This is a genomic window from Bacillus sp. DE0042, from assembly GCF_007680225.1.
Classification (GTDB): Bacteria; Bacillota; Bacilli; order Bacillales; family Bacillaceae_G; genus Bacillus_A; species Bacillus_A wiedmannii.
The window spans coordinates 167,046-187,531 of the sequence record NZ_VEJP01000006.1 but is presented as its reverse complement, the minus strand read 5'-3'; the positions used below and the strand labels follow the sequence as shown (position 1 = coordinate 187,531).

General features: G+C 34.4%; 20 protein-coding genes and 1 pseudogene. 2 read left to right on the top strand and 19 right to left on the bottom strand.

The annotated features are described in order from the left end of the window. Positions 1–93 precede the first annotated feature (93 nt). From ftsX to FS802_RS21480, 19 genes and pseudogenes are all read right to left on the bottom strand, one after another. Positions 94–987 (bottom strand): permease-like cell division protein FtsX, encoded by an 894-nt coding sequence (gene ftsX / locus FS802_RS21575; protein WP_000645023.1) that lies wholly within the window; start codon positions 985–987, stop codon positions 94–96. Further along, the gene (gene ftsE / locus FS802_RS21570) at positions 977–1,663 is read right to left on the bottom strand and encodes a cell division ATP-binding protein FtsE (protein WP_000594325.1); all 687 of its coding nucleotides are present in this window, start codon (positions 1,661–1,663) and stop codon (positions 977–979) included. The genes ftsX and ftsE overlap by 11 nt, the downstream gene beginning before the upstream one ends. Positions 1,664–1,977: 314 nt before the next feature. Then, a complete protein-coding gene (gene cccB / locus FS802_RS21560; protein ID WP_000727965.1) occupies positions 1,978–2,301 on the bottom strand; it encodes a cytochrome c551 in 324 nt (107 codons plus the stop codon). 438 nt (positions 2,302–2,739) lie between these two features. Beyond that, positions 2,740–3,838, bottom strand: a protein-coding gene (prfB, locus tag FS802_RS21555) for a peptide chain release factor 2 (RefSeq protein WP_096001656.1) whose coding sequence is annotated in 2 segments (ribosomal slippage) — positions 2,740–3,765 and positions 3,767–3,838 — 1,098 coding nt in all. Because the reading frame shifts where the segments join, the coding sequence is not laid out codon by codon here. Between the two features lie 144 nt (positions 3,839–3,982). Continuing rightward, positions 3,983–6,490, bottom strand: coding sequence for a preprotein translocase subunit SecA (gene secA, locus FS802_RS21550; RefSeq protein ID WP_000579393.1), 2,508 nt, complete (start codon positions 6,488–6,490; stop codon positions 3,983–3,985). A gap of 505 nt (positions 6,491–6,995) precedes the next feature. After that, entirely contained in the window at positions 6,996–7,523 is a 528-nt protein-coding gene (locus tag FS802_RS21545; protein ID WP_098653732.1) for a hypothetical protein, read from the bottom strand. Positions 7,524–7,564: 41 nt separating this feature from the next. Beyond that, positions 7,565–8,203, bottom strand: a complete 639-nt coding sequence (locus tag FS802_RS21540; RefSeq protein ID WP_098653713.1) for an ATP-binding cassette domain-containing protein — start codon at positions 8,201–8,203, stop codon at positions 7,565–7,567. 3 nt (positions 8,204–8,206) lie between these two features. Further along, the gene (locus FS802_RS21535; RefSeq protein WP_098653731.1) at positions 8,207–8,971 is read right to left on the bottom strand and encodes a hypothetical protein; all 765 of its coding nucleotides are present in this window, start codon (positions 8,969–8,971) and stop codon (positions 8,207–8,209) included. A gap of 71 nt (positions 8,972–9,042) precedes the next feature. After that, positions 9,043–9,738 (bottom strand): hypothetical protein, encoded by a 696-nt coding sequence (locus FS802_RS21530; protein WP_098653712.1) that lies wholly within the window; start codon positions 9,736–9,738, stop codon positions 9,043–9,045. Next, positions 9,725–10,513: a hypothetical protein gene (locus tag FS802_RS21525; protein WP_098653711.1), complete on the bottom strand. Its 789-nt coding sequence runs from the start codon at positions 10,511–10,513 to the stop codon at positions 9,725–9,727. The genes FS802_RS21530 and FS802_RS21525 overlap by 14 nt, the downstream gene beginning before the upstream one ends. A 31-nt stretch (positions 10,514–10,544) precedes the next feature. Further along, positions 10,545–11,111, bottom strand: a complete 567-nt coding sequence (locus FS802_RS21520; RefSeq protein ID WP_098251634.1) for a hypothetical protein — start codon at positions 11,109–11,111, stop codon at positions 10,545–10,547. A 117-nt stretch (positions 11,112–11,228) separates the two neighbouring features. After that, entirely contained in the window at positions 11,229–11,711 is a 483-nt protein-coding gene (locus FS802_RS21515) for a hypothetical protein (RefSeq protein ID WP_144525453.1), read from the bottom strand. Positions 11,712–12,126: 415 nt separating this feature from the next. After that, positions 12,127–12,669, bottom strand: a complete 543-nt coding sequence (gene hpf / locus FS802_RS21510) for a ribosome hibernation-promoting factor, HPF/YfiA family (protein ID WP_000671193.1) — start codon at positions 12,667–12,669, stop codon at positions 12,127–12,129. A gap of 320 nt (positions 12,670–12,989) precedes the next feature. After that, positions 12,990–13,187, bottom strand: a complete 198-nt coding sequence (gene cspC / locus FS802_RS21505) for a cold shock protein CspC (RefSeq protein ID WP_001990088.1) — start codon at positions 13,185–13,187, stop codon at positions 12,990–12,992. A gap of 126 nt (positions 13,188–13,313) precedes the next feature. Next, the gene (locus FS802_RS21500) at positions 13,314–14,018 is read right to left on the bottom strand and encodes a ComFC family protein (protein WP_098653710.1); all 705 of its coding nucleotides are present in this window, start codon (positions 14,016–14,018) and stop codon (positions 13,314–13,316) included. Beyond that, positions 14,018–15,367 (bottom strand): ATP-dependent helicase ComFA, encoded by a 1,350-nt coding sequence (gene comFA / locus FS802_RS21495; RefSeq protein ID WP_098653709.1) that lies wholly within the window; start codon positions 15,365–15,367, stop codon positions 14,018–14,020. Before comFA ends, FS802_RS21500 begins: the two co-directional genes overlap by 1 nt. 127 nt (positions 15,368–15,494) lie before the next feature. Further along, positions 15,495–16,911 (bottom strand): annotated as a pseudogene (locus tag FS802_RS21490) (C40 family peptidase). A gap of 145 nt (positions 16,912–17,056) precedes the next feature. Further along, positions 17,057–17,371: a winged helix-turn-helix transcriptional regulator gene (locus FS802_RS21485; RefSeq protein ID WP_000400858.1), complete on the bottom strand. Its 315-nt coding sequence runs from the start codon at positions 17,369–17,371 to the stop codon at positions 17,057–17,059. Positions 17,372–17,543: 172 nt separating this feature from the next. Beyond that, entirely contained in the window at positions 17,544–18,386 is an 843-nt protein-coding gene (locus FS802_RS21480; RefSeq protein WP_000844761.1) for a DegV family protein, read from the bottom strand. 239 nt (positions 18,387–18,625) lie between these two features. Between FS802_RS21480 and FS802_RS21475 the strand changes: the two genes are divergently transcribed. Continuing rightward, positions 18,626–19,261, top strand: coding sequence for a YigZ family protein (locus tag FS802_RS21475; protein ID WP_000926686.1), 636 nt, complete (start codon positions 18,626–18,628; stop codon positions 19,259–19,261). A 74-nt stretch (positions 19,262–19,335) separates the two neighbouring features. Further along, on the top strand, positions 19,336–20,469 hold the full coding sequence (locus tag FS802_RS21470) for an LCP family protein (RefSeq protein WP_076541580.1): 1,134 nt from the start codon (positions 19,336–19,338) through the stop codon (positions 20,467–20,469). Positions 20,470–20,486: the final 17 nt, after the last annotated feature.

The following is a 20,486-nucleotide window of genomic DNA, read 5'->3' as shown; positions in this document are numbered from 1 at the left end:
ACAGGTGGTGTAGCAAAAGGCATCACACAGTGTGTGATGCCTTTACCTATTTCTACTATATGATAAGCTTGTACGAATTATGTTTGCAACTTTTTATACTTTTAAGAAGCGACGAATTGACATTACACTTCCCCACATACCGATTAAAGCCCCGATTAACACTAGTAAACCAGCTAATTGGAATACGAAAGGACTGTATGGTAGAAGTTCGAAAATTGTTCCGCCAAGTTTTTCGTTAAACACACTTTGTAGTGAATTATACGTAACTAGAATTAGGCCAATTGGAATAATTGATCCTAATACTCCTAGGAATAATCCCTCTAATAAGAACGGCCAACGAATAAACCAGTTTGTTGCACCTACTAGTTTCATAATTTCGATTTCTGTACTACGAGCATAAATTGTAATTTTAATTGTATTAGAGATTAAGAACATCGCTGTGAATAAAAGACCTGCAATTAACGCAATCCCGATATTACGTCCTGTTTTTACAGTATCAAATAATTTTTCAACTTGGCCTTTACCATATTGAACATTACTTACAAACTGCATTTTCTCAATCTTTTTCGCGATTGTCGCTGTATCTGTTGGTTCTTTTGCTTTTACAATGAATACGTTTTTAAGTGGGTTATCTTGTTCAAATAACTCAAACGTTTTTCCGCTATCACCTAAGCTTTTAATTAAGCGTTTTAGCTCTTCTTCTTTAGATGAATATTTAATAGAGTCTACTTTTGCAACCTTACTCATATCATCTTCTAATTTCTTTTGATCAGCTTCTTTTGCTGCTGGATCAATGTGTACACGAATCTCTACATCTTGCTCTACTTTCGTCGCAAAATGGTTCATATTCATAATCGCTGTTAAAAAGACACCTACAAGTAATAATGTAACTGTTACTGCACTAACAGAAGCAAACGTCATCCATCCGTTACGTGATAGATTCTTTACACCTTCTCGCAAATGTCGACTAAGGGTCTTAGCCTTCATATCCGTATCCTCCCTCAATCTCATCTCGAACAATTTTTCCGCCTTCAATCGCGATTACACGATGACGAATTGTATTTACGATATCTGAGTTATGTGTCGCCATAACAATCGTTGTACCACGCTCGTTAATACGCGTAAAAATCTTCATAATATCAAGAGCTGTTTCAATATCTAAGTTACCTGTTGGCTCATCGGCAATTACAACCTTTGGTCTATTAACAATTGCTCTCGCAATCGCAACACGTTGCTGCTCTCCGCCCGAAAGTTCACTTGGTAGTGCGTCTGCACGATCCTCAAGACCTACAAGACCTAAAACTTCTGTTACACGCTCACGAATGGCTTCTTTTTCTTCTTCAATTACTTCTAAGGCAAACGCAACATTCTCATATACCGTTAACTTAGGTAGTAATTTAAAATCTTGGAAAATTACGCCTAATTGACGACGGAAATATGGAACATCTCTTTCTGCTAATGTTTCAATAACAAGTCCATTTACATTAATTGATCCTGTAGATGGCTTCTCTTCACGATACATCATTTTAATAAATGTAGATTTCCCGGCTCCACTCGGTCCAACTACGTATACAAACTCACCTTGTTTAATGTTAACTGTGAGACCAGCAATGGCTTTCATACCATTCGGGTACTCCTTATAAACATTCGTCATTTTTATCATTATTTATCACCCAATACTTAATGATTTTTTTCGAAATACTTTTCTGTACATCTGAAAATAAAAACTTTATTCCCACTTAACCACTCTTGTTGAAGGTAGCTTCCATTCATGCTTTTTATTAGCAGCGCTACTCTATGTAATATATTTCAGCAAAATTCTACAAACCCCATTGTAACATCAAACGGTTTCCAGTTCGGATACATTTTTGTTACAGTTATGTTACACTCCAGAAAAAGGAAACGAGTCGTCATAGTTCTTACCCAAAATCATTTTGGGATAAGATTATATAACCAACTCGTCCATTTTATCCTTTTTTATTTATGTTCAGCTAACCACTCAGCTACTTTTTTCGCATCTTCACCTTGAATGATTCCTGGTGACATAGAACCGCGACCTTTTTCAATAATCTTTTCAATCTCTGCTGCATCATATTTCTGCCCCACTTTTCGTAAATCCGGTCCAGTTGCTCCCGATAAATCTTTCGCGTGACAGCCTATACAACTTTTTTGGTAAATTTGCTCTGCGCTATCTGTGCTTGCAGATTGTTTCGAAGGCTTACTCTCTTCTTTATTTCCACATGCTCCTAAAGCAAAAACGACTGATGTTCCTAACGCAATAGCCAACAATTTCTTTTTCACTTCTATCGCTCCCCATTGTTGATATTCTTTTCATTCCTAACACACTCATTTTCATTATAAGCATTATCTTTATATAGAAAAACTAAGGTATATTTCATATTTTTCAAAAACACAGTAAGAACCCTGATAATATAAAGCTTTCATAAGTTGTTTCAATTCTGTGAACAACGTAAAAACTTCTATAAAGAATTCTTGTTGAACAGAAAATCAGAAAAGTTCTGTTCAAGTCTTACTCTATTGCCGCTCTGTTTTACTATTCTCTACTTTTTACAATACAATATACAACATTGTATGCTACATATAATCCCATCAAAAAGAGAAGTTGTCGTTTCCAACTTCTCTTCCTCTTTACTTCATCTATAGAAATAAAATCAAATTCTTTATCTCCTCGACTATCCTCAGCATACGCCAACAACTTTGTTGGCTTTTTTTCGCTTATTAGATGCGAGAACGTAAGTAAGCATCAATAAATGGATCAATTTCTCCATCCATAACCGCTTGTACGTTACCAACCTCTGTATTTGTACGGTGGTCTTTCACAAGAGAATACGGGTGGAATACGTAAGAACGAATTTGGCTACCCCATCCGATTTCTTTTTGTTCACCGCGAATTTCATCTAACTCCGCTTGTTGCTCTTCTAGTTTCTTTTGATACAATTTCGCTTTTAACATTTTCATCGCGTGCTCACGGTTTTTAATTTGTGAACGCTCTGACTGACATGTTACAACTGTGTTTGTTGGTGTATGTGTAATACGAACTGCTGAGTCTGTCGTATTAATATGCTGTCCACCTGCACCACTTGCACGGTACGTATCAACTTTTAAGTCTTCTGAACGTATTTCGATTTCAACTTCATCATTGAACTCAGGTACAACTTCACAAGATACGAACGATGTATGACGACGGCCTGAAGAATCGAATGGCGAAATACGTACAAGACGATGTACACCTTTCTCTGCCTTTAAATAACCGTAAGCGTTATGACCTTTAATTAATAAAGTAACACTCTTAATACCAGCTTCATCACCTGGTAAGTAGTCAACCGTTTCTACTTTAAACCCACGTTTTTCAGCCCAACGTGTGTACATACGTAATAACATAGAACCCCAGTCTTGTGACTCTGTTCCACCAGCACCTGGGTGTAATTCTAAAATAGCGTTATTTTTATCATAAGGATCGCTTAGTAGTAACTGAAGCTCATACTCATTCATTTCTTGAATTAAGCCTTTCACTTCAGATTCAAGTTCCTCATGTAAATCTTCATCATACTCTTCTTTTAAAAGCTCATGCGTGATTTCTAAATTTTCGAATGTCTCATCTAACTGACGGAACTTTCCAACCATCTCTTTCAGTGCATTAGCTTCGTTAATTACAGCTTGTGCGCCTTGTTGGTCATCCCAAAATCCTGCACCCATCATTGTCTCTTCTAACTCTGCAATTTGTTTCTCCTTAGTAGGAAGGTCAAAGAGACCCCCTAAAAGCCGCTAATCTCTTAGCCATTTTCTCTAATTCTTGTCTAATTTCTACTAATTCCATTTCCTTCACCTCTATGTAATTGCTGTTACTTTCTTATGAAAACAAGGGAAACTCTCTCCACTTATGACGGAGAGAGTTTAATCTTTCTTAATTATACATTTTTGATGTAAAATTTTGCAAAGTAATCTGGGCTACCGCCCTGTATTACTTCCCGATACCACAGCAGTTTTTATATTTTTTACCGCTACCACATTTACATAAATCGTTGCGGCCTACTTGGTCTCCTTTTACAACTGGTTTTTTCTTCGCTTCTTCGCCATCGCTAGATGGATGAACAGCTTCACCTTGAACAACTTCTTGACGCTCTAAGTTTTGTTCAATTTCAGCTTTCATAATGTAACGAGAGATTTCCTCTTCAATAGAAGCAATCATTGACTCGAACATTGCGAATCCTTCCATTTGATACTCACGAAGTGGATCAATTTGACCGTAAGCACGTAAATGAATACCTTCACGAAGGTGATCCATCGCATCAATATGCTCTGTCCATTTCGTATCTACTACACGGAATACAACAACTTTTTCAAACTCACGCATTTGCTCTTCTGGCAGAAGCTTTTCTTTGTCGTTGTAACGCTCTATTAGTTTCGCGATAATTGGCTCGCTCATTTCCTCTGGAGCAAGACGACGTAACTCTTCTTCTTTTATATCGCCTTCTTGCAGAAGGTTTGTATTTAAGTAGTCAACAAGACCTTTAATGTTCCAATCTTCTTCAATTTCCTCTTGTGTATGAAGCGCAACAGCACGTTCTACTGTAGATTTCATCATACCTTCAATAATACTGCGTAAGTTCTCAGAATCCATTACTTCTTGACGCTGTTTGTAAATAACTTCACGTTGCTGACGAAGTACATCATCGTACTGCAGTAACTGCTTACGTGCATCATAGTTATTTCCTTCTACACGTTTTTGTGCAGATTCTACGGCACGAGAAACCATTTTACTTTCAATCGGCTGTGAATCATCCATACCAAGACGATCCATCATCGCTTTCATATTGTCAGAACCGAAGCGGCGCATTAGTTCATCTTCCATAGACAAGTAGAACTGCGTTACACCAGGGTCCCCTTGACGACCAGCACGACCACGTAACTGATTATCAATACGACGGCTTTCGTGACGCTCTGTACCGATAACTGCTAGACCAACGTTTTTAATATCGTCTCCAAGCTTAATATCCGTACCACGACCAGCCATATTCGTCGCAATCGTTACAGCACCTTTCATACCAGCTTCTGCAATGATATCTGCTTCTCGCGCATGGTTTTTCGCGTTTAAAATGTTATGGCGTACACCTTTACGTGTTAACATTTTTGAAATAAGCTCTGACGTTTCAATTGCAACTGTACCAACAAGAATAGGTTGCCCTTGTTTATGACGATTTACAATATCCTCAACAACTGCATTGAATTTGCCTTCCATTGATTTGAAGATTAAATCAGCACGGTCATCACGAATAATATCTTTGTTCGTTGGAATTACGATAACATTCATATTGTAAATACTACGGAATTCTTCTTCTTCCGTTTTCGCTGTACCAGTCATACCAGATAACTTTTCATACATACGGAAATAGTTCTGGAACGTAATTGTTGCGAGTGTCATACTTTCATTTTGAATTTCTACGCCTTCTTTTGCTTCAATAGCTTGGTGCAAACCTTCGCTATAACGACGACCTTTCATAAGACGACCAGTGAATTGGTCTACAATTACGATTTCGCCTTCTTGTACAACATAATCTGTATCAAGGTGCATAACAACGTGTGCACGAAGTGCCTGATTAATATGGTGAAGAAGTGCGACATGTTTTAAATCGAATAAGTTTTCAATATGGAAAGCTTTCTCTGCTTTCGTAATACCATCTTCAGTTAACATTACATTTTTCGTTTTCACATCAAATGAATACTCTTTTTCATTTTCTAATGTACGAACGAATGCATTTGCAAACATGTATAACTCTGTTGATTTTTGAGCTTGTCCCGAAATAATAAGCGGCGTACGTGCTTCATCGACTAAAATTGAATCGACTTCATCGATAATAGCAAAATGAAGTGGACGCTGAACGCACTGTTCTCTATATAAAACCATGTTGTCACGTAAGTAATCGAATCCAAGCTCATTATTTGTGCTATACGTAATATCAGCAGCATAAGCCTCTTGTTTCTCTTCGCGTGACATGCTGTTTAAGTTAATTCCTACTGTTAAGCCTAGGAACTCATGAAGTTGTCCCATTTCGCTCGCATCACGTTGTGCTAAGTATTCATTGACTGTAACAACGTGAACACCTTTTCCTGTTAAAGCATTTAAATATACAGGTAATGTAGATGTTAACGTTTTACCTTCACCCGTTTTCATCTCAGAGATATTTCCTTCATGTAAGGCAATACCACCCATTAACTGCACGCCATACGGACGCATTCCAAGAACACGAGTCGCAGCTTCGCGAACAACTGCAAAAGCTTCAGGAAGTAGATCATCTACTGTCTCACCTTTTGTTAAACGTTCTTTAAATTCAAGCGTCTTTCCTTTTAATTGCTCATCTGTTAATGGCTTAATAGATGATTCTAATGCATCAATTTGCTCAACTGTCTTCTGCATACGTTTAATTTGGCGTTGATTTACATCAAATACCTTTTTTAAAATACCGATCATAGGAAATACGCTCCTCTTTTTTATTAAAATAAAACTTCCGATTGTTTTTTCTTTTTCTATTACAATCAGTCGTTATAAAAATCAAATGTATGTTATGCCAATTTTTCTCCTAATTAAAAAAACTAAAATGTATATACCTAATGATAATTGTAACACTTGTCTTATAACTATGACAACAATCGGCCGAATGTCAGGCCTTATATTCAGAAAAAGTTTTTATTTTATTTGTTTCTTTTCTTTTCTCTGTCTCATTATTTCAAGTTCACGTTACAAATTTCGTATTAAATCCAAGTCATTTTCCTTTCAAAAAAAATGACTTGAATATACTCCTTAATAAAATCTAAATCGATAATTACAAAAAGCCGAAGATTTCGTCGGTGCAGCATCCATAGATACTTACACCTGCGCAAAACCTCCGACTTTAAAAGATAATATTATGTTGCAAGATATACTCAACCACGGCACCCCTAAAGCACACTTAAAATATATCTGTATCAATCATGCATTAATTTATCGGTATTTCCAATTCATGATATTTCCCTTTCTTATCCTTCATAAAAGAAATGAATTTCACTTTAGTTGATTCATTTGAAAAGTTTTTATAATTTTTATAAAGGTCATCTCCTATAAAATAATTTGTCCCTATATATCCTCTTACTGTTTTACCAGCAGGTATTACAGGTTCAAACTGATATTTTTCAGGTAATTCCATTGAATAAGGAATCAAATTATAAAACTCGCCTATTTTAGAATAAAACATTGTACTGGAAATAGACTTATTACTAAGCAAATTAATATCCCGATTCGTTGTATTTGTAATATCTAAAGGTAACACATACGTCATTACTTCACGGTCTTCATAAGGATCATAAACTTTTGTAGGATCAAGAGGATCAAGTGCATGAAACGTAACTCCTTGTCCATCTTCAAAAGTTCTATTAGGTAAAAATTCATCTTTTACCACTTTATAAGATTCATTATTTAGATTTAATGTTTTAAATCTAAATAAACTAGCAAATATACATAGCAACACACACAACCCAATAATTATTAAGATATGTTTTTTTGTCACTCTTAATCTACCAACTTTCCATTATTAACATGTACAATACGATCTACTATTTCATTATTTAGAACATGCACATCATGACTAGCTACTATAATAGTCGTTCCCTTAGATTTTTCTACTTTCAAAATATCTAAAACATCTTTTATCCCATCAATATCTAAAGCATTAGTTGGCTCGTCTAATAGCAATAATTTTGGTTGTTCCATTAAAGCTTGCGCTATCCCTAAACGTTGTTTCATACCTAAAGAGTATCTTTTATACTTTCTCTTATCTGTTTTATCAAGTCCAACCCTTTGAATAATATTATAAATTTCCTCATCAGAAATTTTATTGTTAATCGATGATAAAAATTTCAAGTTCTGAAAACCAGTATACCCTGGAATAAAACTTGGATATTCAATCAATATTCCCATAGAATCAGGAAATTGCTTTTGTTTTCCAATCATTTCATTATCTACATAAACAACTCCAGAATTCAAACGCATTAACCCTGATATAGCGCGTAAAATCATCGTTTTACCAGAGCCATTATGCCCCTTCAAAACTAAAAATTCGCCTTTTTTTACTGACAAACTAATATTATCTAACACAATATTTCCTTTTAATCTTTTCGTCATACATTCACATTTAATATAATTGTCCATAAATTATTCACCTATCACATCTAGTTTTTTAAAACAAAAACTACCTAATAAAATCATTACAACAACAATTACTACTCCTATTAAAAGTAAATCATTCCATTGAATAGATTGATTATTACCTAAAATCAATTGAATTGAACTGTGATCAACAAAATACCAACGATTTGGCATAACAAAAGAACCTAAAAAATAAATACTATGAAAGAAAATAGAAAAAAATAGGTACATCAACATCAGTATAAAAACAATAGTTATTGGTATATAAAGCGTTAAAAACTCAAAAATTAAAGCTAATAAAAAGCTTAGAATTATTTGAATTAGCATAGTACCTACTATCTTATAAGAAAATTGACTATATACATTTGAAAAATAATGCTCGCCAAAAGTAAGCAAATAATAAACAGTAAACCAAATCAAATACATAACAATCCAAATAGTAATTATGTAAAAAAACAAAGATAGTATTTTCGTTAACCAAAGAAAATGCTTCTTCTTAACACGAGGAAACAAATAAACACCATTCTGTTGAATATCCGAAAAAGCAAACTTCCCTACTAGCAACAAAGGAACAATTTGAAAGAATATCCAATAAAAAGGGATAGAAAATCGCCCCTCCTTATAAAAATAAGATAAATCTACAAAGTCTACTCCATGAAAAAATCGATAAAAGGTAACATCTAACAATGAGGGTTCTTTACCATTACTAAGAGGCTGATTGTATAAAAAAGTAACTACAATCATAGCGTAAATTAAGAATAAAAAAACCATTATCTTGATGGAATCTCTAAACCTTACATGTAAATCTCTTTTTAACAAATAATATAAAATCATAATGTAAACTAGATCACCTCTGTCTCATCATTCATAGAAATATAACTTTTTTTAGCTAAAATCCATACACTTATAAAAAAGATAAAAAAACATCCAAATAAGCGTATAAGTAAACCAGTGGCACCTTCAAACACATTTATATAAAAAACATTTGTAAATAAAAATCCATGTAATATAAATCTATCTAGTAAAACTGCAGTGATCATACATATTATTACAAGTAAACTAGGTAAAAATAATTGCAATAAAGCACTTATCATACATATAAAAATAGTCGCAAATAATTGAATGCAAAATAACAATGCATAATTCACATAAATACTATTTACAACCATCATATTTGCCATCAAAAATAACTGTAAAATCATACTCCCAGCAAAAAAGCAAACAAAAACGAATAGTTTCAAATAATATATAGAAACTAATTTCAATGCATTATTCACTCGGTAAACTACATAAATACTAAAAAAATTCGACATAGAATATACAGAAAAAACGATAGTTAAAGGAATAAATATAGTCGATAAATTATAAAACGACATAACCTTATACAAAGCTTCCAATTCGTTCATTTTCTCTTTTACAATTCCATGTTCAAAATAATTGAACAAACAACCAATGATACTGACGTTAAGTAAGAAGAGAACACTTAACCAAACATATTTCATCCCTATAGTTTCTTTCATTACTTTATAAAAGAACATGCTTCCTACTCCCCCGTAAATAAAGAACTACAGAACAAAACCAAATATATAACAGCACACTAAGAAAAATTTGTAATTCAAAAAAACCGGAGTCTTTAATTAAATAATCTTTAGGATTGAGAATCCCCTTTCCAATACCAAGCCAAAAAATATGTAAAATAAATGGAACTAAATAAATAAAATAAACTCGTCTTATAAAAAACGAAACTGATAAAGCCAAACTTGAAAAAACCGCACCGTATAAACCATTTAAAAATACATACATAAGAAAATATAAAGTAGGATACTCATAATAAACCGTATTAAATTGAGCTGTTGGTGAAACAGTAGCAGCCATATAATTTAATATCGGATGCGGAGCAACTGTTGGATAAGTTATCGCATATAAATAAAAATGAAATAGTAAAGGGACACTTATAATAAAAAAAGATACAATAAAATTAATAAAATAAAGTAACCTAAAATAATGACATGTTCCCATCTTAGAAATAACAGGATAAATAAACCCATAATTTTTATCAATTCTATAAATTCCTGCTACAGCCATTGCAGAAATCATAGGAAATATTAATAGATAAAATTCACTATAAAATGGTAATCTATTAAAATGTAAAATGTTAGATAAATATGGAGATACCTTTATAATCCCAGCATCGTTAAATCCTTTCGTTGTTACAAACATAGCAATATATTGAGCAATGACAATTACTAACATAATAAATAAAGATACCCAAAACATCCTACCTTTTAAAATCCGTCCTAAAAAGTAACTCATCTACAACTCCTCCATAAACCATTATTGAAATTTAAATCTTTTTTAATATGAAGAATTGATCTGCAACACCATAACATTTATTTTCTTTATTTATCCAAATGTAACGAAAAGAAACATGTGCTTTCTCCCCCTCAAACTTAGGAAATTCAACTTCATACTGATAAACATTATCTGTACCTTTTCTTTTTACACTCTTAACTTCTTGTTTCCACTGAATTACTTTTCCATCAGTTTGTTCAATCCGCCCCAAAAGATACGTTGGTTTTTTCTTATTCGTCACACCCGTTAAAAAAACATAATAATTTTCCGGTATAACTCCCAACTTTAAATTTTCATCTAAAAGCTTATCTTCTATTCCAATATCATTTCTATCTGTTTGACCTTGAAAGAAATCCTCACCATTTTCATTCTCAAAAAATACTTGTTCAAAAATAGTATTTTTCTTAATTTCTTGTAACTGAATACTTTTTAAATTATCTTTTTCCGTTAAAGTATCTTCAATATTTACAATAGGTTCATCCATTTCCTTTTGACAAGAAGCTAAGAAACAAATACTCAATAAAAAAAAACCTAAAACATACTTGGAAATAACCTTCATTACAGCTCCTCCTATTTTTAAAATTACATAGCAGAAAAAGTCGTATAATCCAGATTCGGAACTATACGACTTTTTCTAGCACTACAAAATAAATAATTTCAATTTATAATTTCTAAATCAATATTCAGTGTAAGGTCCACCAGGTCTTACACTATCAGGACTCCAAGCAGTAGGATAAGCATTATTTTCTCTAGAATAACCACCAAATCTCACAGGCACATTTTTTCCATATCTTTCATATGCGTAATTTTGGAAAAGATACGTTTTACCTGGTTGCACCGTTCCTTCATGCTTACCTGACTCACCTGAAACATTTACCCAATCTCTATCACCTTTATTTTTATTTTTATCTGCTTCTGTCCAAACGTTAAAAGAACCACCGCCCTTCTCACTACTCTTCACACGCATATACATAGAAGTAGGTGTCCCTTTAGGACGTGCATTAGTAAAATCATATGCACTCCAAAGTCTAAAGGTAAATTCTACATGATCATCTCTTGTATCAGCCTTAGCAGGTTCGGTTAAAGCAAAAGTACTAGCTAAAATATCTAAAGATAAAATAGCCCCAAACATAAAACGACTTTTTTTCTTTATACTCAATAAAAACACCTCCGATAATTTATAGCATTATATTGATTTTATTTTTTCACTGAAGGAATAAACTAAATCTATATAACGCAATATTATAGTAACAACAACTCGATATACCTTCAATGGATTTTAGAATATTTAATATTATTTTTACACTTACGAACATTTCGTTAAATTTTTAAAAAAAATAATATATCCCTAGCAAAGAATCACTTGTAAAGATAACTGCTTACCTACGCCTGTTCCAAATAATAAAGAGTAACTCACCTTTCCAAGTTTTTAATTTCCCCGTACTGTTTTGACGAAACACTGTCCAAAAATCACTTCTTAATGAAATTGGCTACTTATAAATTTTTTCACCTCTCGAAAAGAAAAAGCTAAAACATAAAAAAAGCGCAGCCATTTCGGCTGCGCTTTTGAATTATTATTTAGTTTCGATTAAACCATATTTCCCATCTTTACGGCCGTATACAACATTAGTTTCATTTGTATCAGCATTTGTGAAGACGAAGAAATTATGTCCTAGCATATCCATTTGTAGGATCGCTTCTTCAACGTCCATCGGTTTTAAATCAAATCGTTTTGTACGTACAAGTTCTAATTCATCCTCTTCTACCGCATCCAGAACAGCTACTGCTTCTGGAAGGATAAAGTTCGTTTTCACAGAACCTTTCTCACGTAACTTACGATTTACCTTTGTTTTATGTTTACGAATTTGTCGCTCAAGTTTATCAACTACTAAATCGATAGCAGCGTACATATCGCTATTAGTTTCTTCTGCACGAAGTAATAAATCAGTAAATGGAATTGTTACCTCGACACGTTGCTTGTCAGAGTATACTTTTAAATTAACTTTAATCTCTGGGAATGTATCAAAATAACGCTCTAACTTACTTAGTTTTTTCTCTACATATTCCTTTAATGCTGGAGTTACTTCAATATTTTCACCACGAATGTTGAATTTCATAGATGAATTCCTCCTTTCAAGCCTATGTACTATAATTTCGACATTGGCTTAAAAACTCCTTCTAACTTTTTTAAAAAAATTAGTGGAATTGCGATTTTTTTATCGTTTTTTGTTGAAATGAAAAGATGCATCGTTTCTATCTTTATTTTATCCTATTAACATCGTGAATAACGAATATAACTGTGGACAATTCGTTACAGAAAAGAAACAAATTTTTGACAACTTGATTCATAACAAAAACCCCTTGCAAAAAACAAGAGGTTCTACCATATATATAACGTTGCCACAAACGCAGCTTTCTCTTCCCAAAAACAATATTCCTACAGTTTTACAACATTAGCTGCTTGTGGTCCACGTGCTCCATCTACAATGTCAAACTCAACTTGTTGCCCTTCTTCTAATGACTTATATCCATCTTGTTGAATAGCAGAAAAATGAACAAACACATCATCACCATCTTCACGCTCAATAAACCCAAATCCCTTTTCTGCATTGAACCATTTCACTCTTCCTTGCATGTTCATTCCATTCCCTTCACTCTAAAAATCAGGGCATTCACCCCATACTTTGACTATAACGAATGACAACTTACGAAGTCAAAGAAGACTTATCGTCTTTTTATTATCCCTTTCGACAGTTACAGATCAACTTCTACAGAGCGTCAAACTAGAAACTTCCCTTGCTCCTCTATCGTATAAAAGACTTCCAATTTGTCTAACTGTAATTCCTGTCGTATATACATCATCAACGAGTAAGATATGTTGATCATGAAACATATCTTCTCCCTGAAAATAAAAAGGATTACTTCCCGAAAGCCTTTCTTTACGTGTCTTCTTACTTTGCTTTTCTGTTTCCCTTCTTCTTAATGAGGGATAAGAAATTTTGACAGGTAAGCATGCTGCTAATAACTCTGCCTGATTAAAACCACGTTCATATTCCCGTTCCCTACTAAGTGGAACAGCAATAACACTTGAAATGCTCGTAAAATGCTTTTGAAACAGCTCCCGAAAGGATCGATAAAAAATATGAACTAACTCCGCATCCCCCCGAAACTTAAACTGTGCTAATATTTCTTTCATCTCATCATCGTACACGTGCAAAGAACGATTTTTAAAAGGACGATACTTCTCCACATTTATCCACCTTACGCAATCCACACAAATATCATTTTCTTTATATTCGAAAGGCAAGTCCTCTAAAGATCGCCCACACTCCATGCAAATCTCTCCTATAATATAGGAAAGTTTCCGCTCACACCTATCACATATATATTTTGTGTGCGACTTTACAAAGAAGGTGTACCAACTAACTGTTTCCAACATATACTCATCGCAAAGTAGACAATGCATTAATCGATTAATCCTTGTTCTTTCGCCTTTTTGTTCATACTTTGAATATGCCTTTTCGCGCGTACCATCGCCTCTGTCTTACCACAATGAAAATAAACGACCTCACCATAAGGTTCTTCAAAACTACGACCTGCTCGGCCTGCAATTTGTACGAGCGCACTTTCTGAAAAGATTTCTTCTTCCGCCCCTAACACCGCAACTTGTAAATTCTTCACAGTTACTCCTCTCTCTAAAATTGTCGTTGTAACTAATAACGGAATTTCTCCCTTTCTGAAAGCTGCTACTTTTTCTTTTCTCATCGGATCTTCTGCATGTACACCATCGATTCTAGGATCCAACGTTTTCAATATCAGGCTCAATTCTTCTATATATCGCACATGAGGAACAAATAAAAAAATAGGATGTTTTTTGTTTACGTACATTTCTAACCATTGCAGTAACACTCGAGGAATTCTTTTATGGTGGAGACTTTTCTTCCAATTTCCGCACCAGCAAAATAGAGGAACTGGTAACGGATGACGATGGTATCGTCCAGGGACAATGATACCTTTTTGTTTACCACTTCTGAAATTATGTTTCCACTTTTCATCGGGAGTTGCCGTTAAATAAATACGCGCCGCTTTCTCTTTCATCGCTTGTTGCACTGCATACTGTAACATTTGATCCGCATAATACGGGAAGGCATCTATCTCATCTACAACCATGACATGAAACGCTCTATAGTAACGTAACAGTTGATGAGTCGTTGCAACGACTAACGCTGCATCTTTGTCCCTATCTTCACTTCCTCCGTATAAGGACGCTACATTTACATTTGGAAACACTTTTTGTAATCTCGGCGCTAATTCTAGTACAACGTCTGTTCTTGGCGTTGCGATACAAACCCTTTCTCCTTTTCGCAATGCCTCTTCCATACCGTAAAATAGCATTTCAGTTTTTCCAGCCCCGCACACAGCCCAAATAAAAAACGATTCTTTCTTCTTAATAGCTTCTATAACACCTTGCGCCGCCAACTCCTGACCGGTAGACAAAGTCCCGTTCCACTGTAAAGAATTTAAACCTTTTTCTCCTTTTCTTTCAGCGATCCCACGAACAAGTACAGCACATTCACTTACTCTCCCCATCGTTATACACTTTCGGCAATACGTACATACTTTACTGCACCTTTTACATAAAAATGATGCAAATAGCCGCTGCTCTATATTTCCGCAGCGCTGACACATATATTTAGAAGCCTTCTTTATTACACCTTGTACACATACGACCTTCCGCCTCTTTTTCAAATCATGTAATGTATCTCGTAAATCTGAAGAGAGTTCCTCTAATAGTAACTGTTTCCCTGCTAACATCAGCAACCACCTCCAGCACTACTATAAACCCTTCTCATAATCTCGTAAAAACTCAAAAAAGCCGATAACCTACTTATAAAATAGTAAGCTATCGACTTTATACACGTTTTTTTATTGAATTGTAATCCTATAATCTTCCGTAACCTAAGAAGTGTTTTTGGTTGTAACTACTGCTTAAGCTAGCGTAAGCAATCCCTTTATCACCAGCATGAATCATTTGGCCATTCCCAACGTAAATACCGATGTGAGATGGACCTGGTTTATAAGTACCTTGGAAGAATACTAAATCTCCAGGTTGTGGGCTACTTACTTTAGAAACTGAATTCCAGTAACCTGCAACGTCTTGACGTCCTACACCATAGATGTAAGAAATAAATCCACTACAGTCAAAACCACCGTTTGATGGAGATGCACTTCCCCAAACATATGGTAAGCCTAAGTAACCTTGCGCTTTACCAATTACGCCACCCGCATTTGAAGCTGGTGCTGGCTCTGCTTGTTTCTTTTCTTGCTTAGGTGCTTCTTTTTTAGGCTCTTCTTTTTTAGGTTCCTCTTTTTGAGGTTCCTCTTTTTGAGGTTCCTCTTTTTGAGCTTGTCCACCATTGTTTGCTGGTGCAGCTTGCGCTTGCGCATCTTTAGCAGCCTGTTCTGCTTGTTTTTGAGCAGCAGCTTCTTGTGCAGCTTTTTCTTGTGCTTCTTGTTCAGCAATACGTTGTAATTGCAGTGCTTGTTTTTCAAGATCTTTCAATTGACTTTCCGTACTTGTCATTGAAGTTACAACTGTATCCATTTTACCGCTTAAATCATTTACTGCTGTTGATTTTTTCGCTTTTTCAGCGTCAAGTTCTTTCTTAGCAGTTTCAATTTGAGCTTGTGCTTCTTTTAATTCTTTTTGCTTTGTTTTTACCGTTTCAACATCTTTTTTCACGTTCGCTTGATCTTCTTGTTGTGTTTTCATGATATCTTCATCAGACGCAAGAATTTTAGAAACAGAATTTAAACGATCAACTAAATCTGCAACATTTTTAGAGTTTACAAGAACTTCTGTTACAACATTTGTGTTTGGTTGTTCTTGAAGTGCAACTAAACGTTTTCTTAATAACTCTTCACGTTTTGCAATTTTCGTTTGTAGTTCTGCAATATCTTTATTTTTATTTTCGATTAATCGCTCAGTATCCGCAACTTTTTTCGTTGTTTCATCAAGTTTTGAAGCATTCTCTTGAACAGATTTATCCAAACCTTGAATTGTTTTGTTTAAGTCATTCATTTGCTTTTGTAATACATCACGTTCTTGTTGTTGTTTATGTAAAGTGTCATTTTGTGTATTAATTTGTGATTTCACGTCAGAAATTTTATCTTCTGCAAATACATTTGGTGTTAGTCCTGAAAACATTAACCCTGCAACTAATGCGCAAGATGCCATTTTTAGCTTTTTCATTTTATTTTTTACACCGCTTTCTTTTGTCTTTTTTCCGTATATAACCTATAAAATTTATACCATAATTCGGGATTTTTTTTGCTAATGTTACGCTATTGTAAAACAAATGTAATATTATATGTAACTCTATCGCAAAATATGCATATTTTTGTATATATGTGTAGAATTTTAAAAGCTTTTTATAAGCAAAGAAAAACGCAAGGTTTCCCTTACGTTTTGTTAAATACACTAATACGAATGAAATCAAAACGTTATTTCATCCATTTCTCAGCCCAATTTTGGACTTCATCCATAACACTTTCTAATGCTTTCCCTTTTTCAGTTAAGCCGTACTCGATTCGAACTGGTACTTCTGGATAAACATTACGAACTACAATGCCTTCGCTTTCCAATTCCTTTAAACGCTCTGATAACATACGATCGCTCATATTCGGTATAATATCTGCGATTTCTCTAAAACGTTTTGACTCTTCAAGCAAAGATTTAATAATTAAGCCAGTCCATTTTTTACTAAGCAAAGTAAAAGCTGACTCAAACTTTGGACATAAACAAGAATTATGCTCCATATGTTTCACCTCTCTTCCATTATAATATAGTTTCTTGTAAAAAGTAAGTTATAAAACTTTCCTCATTATTTTATTTTACGTACATTTTACCATTTCCAAATATTAACTTGTCAAATACACGTAAAATATCCGTAAAAAAACCCTCTTCAAAAAGAGAGCTTTTTATATCTTATTACTTCGTATACCATCCAAGACCTAGTGCACCTTCACCTAAATGCGTACCAATTACAGCACCGAAATAACCTGTGCGAATTGTAACATGAGGATATTTTGCTTCTAATTCTGCCTTCCATTCATTCGCTTCCTCTTCACGTTGTGCATGAATGATAACTGCTTCCATAGGTACACCTTGACTTGCTTGCTCATCAAAAATTTCAACAATTCGTTTTAACGCTTTTTTACGTGTACGAATCTTTTCAAATGGAATAATGATTTTATCTCTAAAATATAAAACGGGCTTCACTTGTAACAAACTACCAATGAAAGCTTGCGCACTATTTAATCGTCCTCCACGTTGTAAATGATGTAAATCATCCACTACAAAATAAGCGTCCATCGTTTTCTTCATTTCATCAAAACGGGCAACGATCTCTTTCGGATCCTTTCCTTCGCTTGCTAATTTTGCCCCTTCACGCACATAGAATCCTTGTACTTCACAACTAATTTCAGAGTCGTACGTATATACATCAATACCCTCTACCATCTGTCCAGCTGCCGTTGCTGTTTGATATGTACCACTAATTCCACTTGAAAGATGAATGCTAATAACTGCATCATAATCCTTAGATAATTCTTCATATAGCTCAACAAACTTTCCAATTGCTGGCTGAGAAGTTTTCGGAAGTTCTTCTTGCTCACGTACTTTTACATAAAAATCATCTGCTGAAATTTCAGCCTCTTCTTGATAAGATTCCGTTCCAAACACAACGTTTAATGGAATCATATATATATTGAGTTCATCACGAATATGCTTCGGTATATATGCTGTACTATCAGTAACAATAGCTGTTTTCATTTGCGTACCTGCCTTATAAAAAAGTTTTTATTCCCTAAGTTTACACGAAAACTAAAAATGGTGCATCCATACATGAAAATGCCGATTTGAAATTATACTCACCATCTCGACAAATTACAACAAAAAGGTGAAATACTCACCAAAAATTTCAACTTATTTATAAAAAATGTTTGAATATAAAAACGCTCGCTTTTAAAATGTAAAGTACTAGTCATTTTGGCAGATAGGGGCGTATACGAGTGTTATTACAATATTTAACAATCAAAGAATACGGTGAGCACGAAATTGTCATTCAAAAATCGAGATTTATCTGTTATATTAGCCGAGCTACAACCGAAGAAGAAGCTCAAGAATTTATACAAAAAATAAAAAAACAAAATTGGAATGCCACACATAATTGTTCTGCTTATTTGATTGGCGAACAAGATCAAATTCAAAAAGCAAATGATGATGGAGAACCTAGCGGTACAGCTGGCGTACCTATGTTAGAGGTACTAAAAAAACGCGGTTTAAAGGATACCGTCGTTGTCGTTACACGCTATTTTGGTGGCATCAAACTTGGCGCAGGCGGATTAATTCGCGCATATGGAAAATGTACAAGCGAAGGCATTAATCATGTCGGTGTTGTCGAGCGAAAACTAATGCGTGTTATGCAGACCGAAATTGATTACACATTACTTGGCAAAATTGAAAATGAATTACGTAATTCAAAATATGCCATTAAAGATATACATTATCTAGAAAATGTCACATTTGATACGTATGTAGAAGAAGACGGAAAACAAGCATTCACAGATTGGATGATTGAATTAACAAATGGGAAATGTACAATTAAAGAAGGAGATATGTTGTACTTAGAACAAGATGTTATCTAAGAATAACTACACCCTCATCTTTAAAGATTAATGTAGTGAATTCCTTCCCTACAAATGAACTAAGGAGATTATATATGGAAGAACGTTATTATCATCTCCAAAATAGCAGAATAAAAAAGAAACGAAGAAGAAAGTTTTTCTACTTCCTTATTTTCGTATTTTTATTTGGTGGTGTAGGACTTTATATATTAAATTCCTACTCTTCTCTCATGGGGATGTATAGTGGTTTTACTCGTCAAAAATCGGACTTGAGAACCGAAGATGTAGAAATTACAAAGGAGCCTTTTACACTCCTTATTATGGGTATAGAAGATTATGCAACGGACGGTCAAAACGGTCGTACAGATTCATTAATGTTTGCGACAGTCAATCCGAAAACTAAAAAGATTTCGCTTATGAGTATCCCTCGTGATAGTCGCGTTCCAATTGCTGGAAAGAACAAAGAAGACAAAATTAACGCTGCGCACGCTTACGGCGGAGAAGAAATGGCAATCAAAACGGTCGAAGGTTTTCTAAAAGTTCCTGTAGACCATTATATTAAAATTGATTTCCAAGGCTTTAAAGGTATTGTTGATGCTGTCGGCGGTGTTACTGTTGATGTCCCATTCGATTTTTGGGAGCGTTCGGACGTGGATTACTACAAAAAAATCGAATTTAAGCAAGGACAACAAGACTTAAATGGGGAAGAAGCACTCGCATACGTACGTATGCGAAAGCAGGATCCAAACGGCGATTACGGTCGGGCCGCTAGACAAAGACAATTACTAGCCGCTGTTGCTCAAAAACTAAATTCAGCCTCTACCGTATTTAAAATTAAAGATTTAACAGCAGTCGTTGGAAAATATATAAAAACTGACATTCCTATTTCTGACGGACTTGCACTTTACAATAAACTATCTGGGTTTGATCCTTCTACAATACAAACGTTCAAACTCGAAGGAGAAGACAAAAAAATAGGTGGTATTTATTACTTCCTTCCAGATCCAATCGGTGTAGAGACAGTACGTAACGAAATTAAAAAAGAATTAGGAGAAACAGCAAATACTCAAGAAAATCCAACTACAAAAACCGAATCAAATCCTTCTTCAAATTCTAACTCTGACGAAAAAGCAAAGAAAGAAACGAATCAGAATCAGAACAAAACACCAACTGAACCACCTCCTTCTACGAATGCTCATGCAGAGTGGATTATGAGAAATCAGCAATAACAAAAAGAGCCAAATCG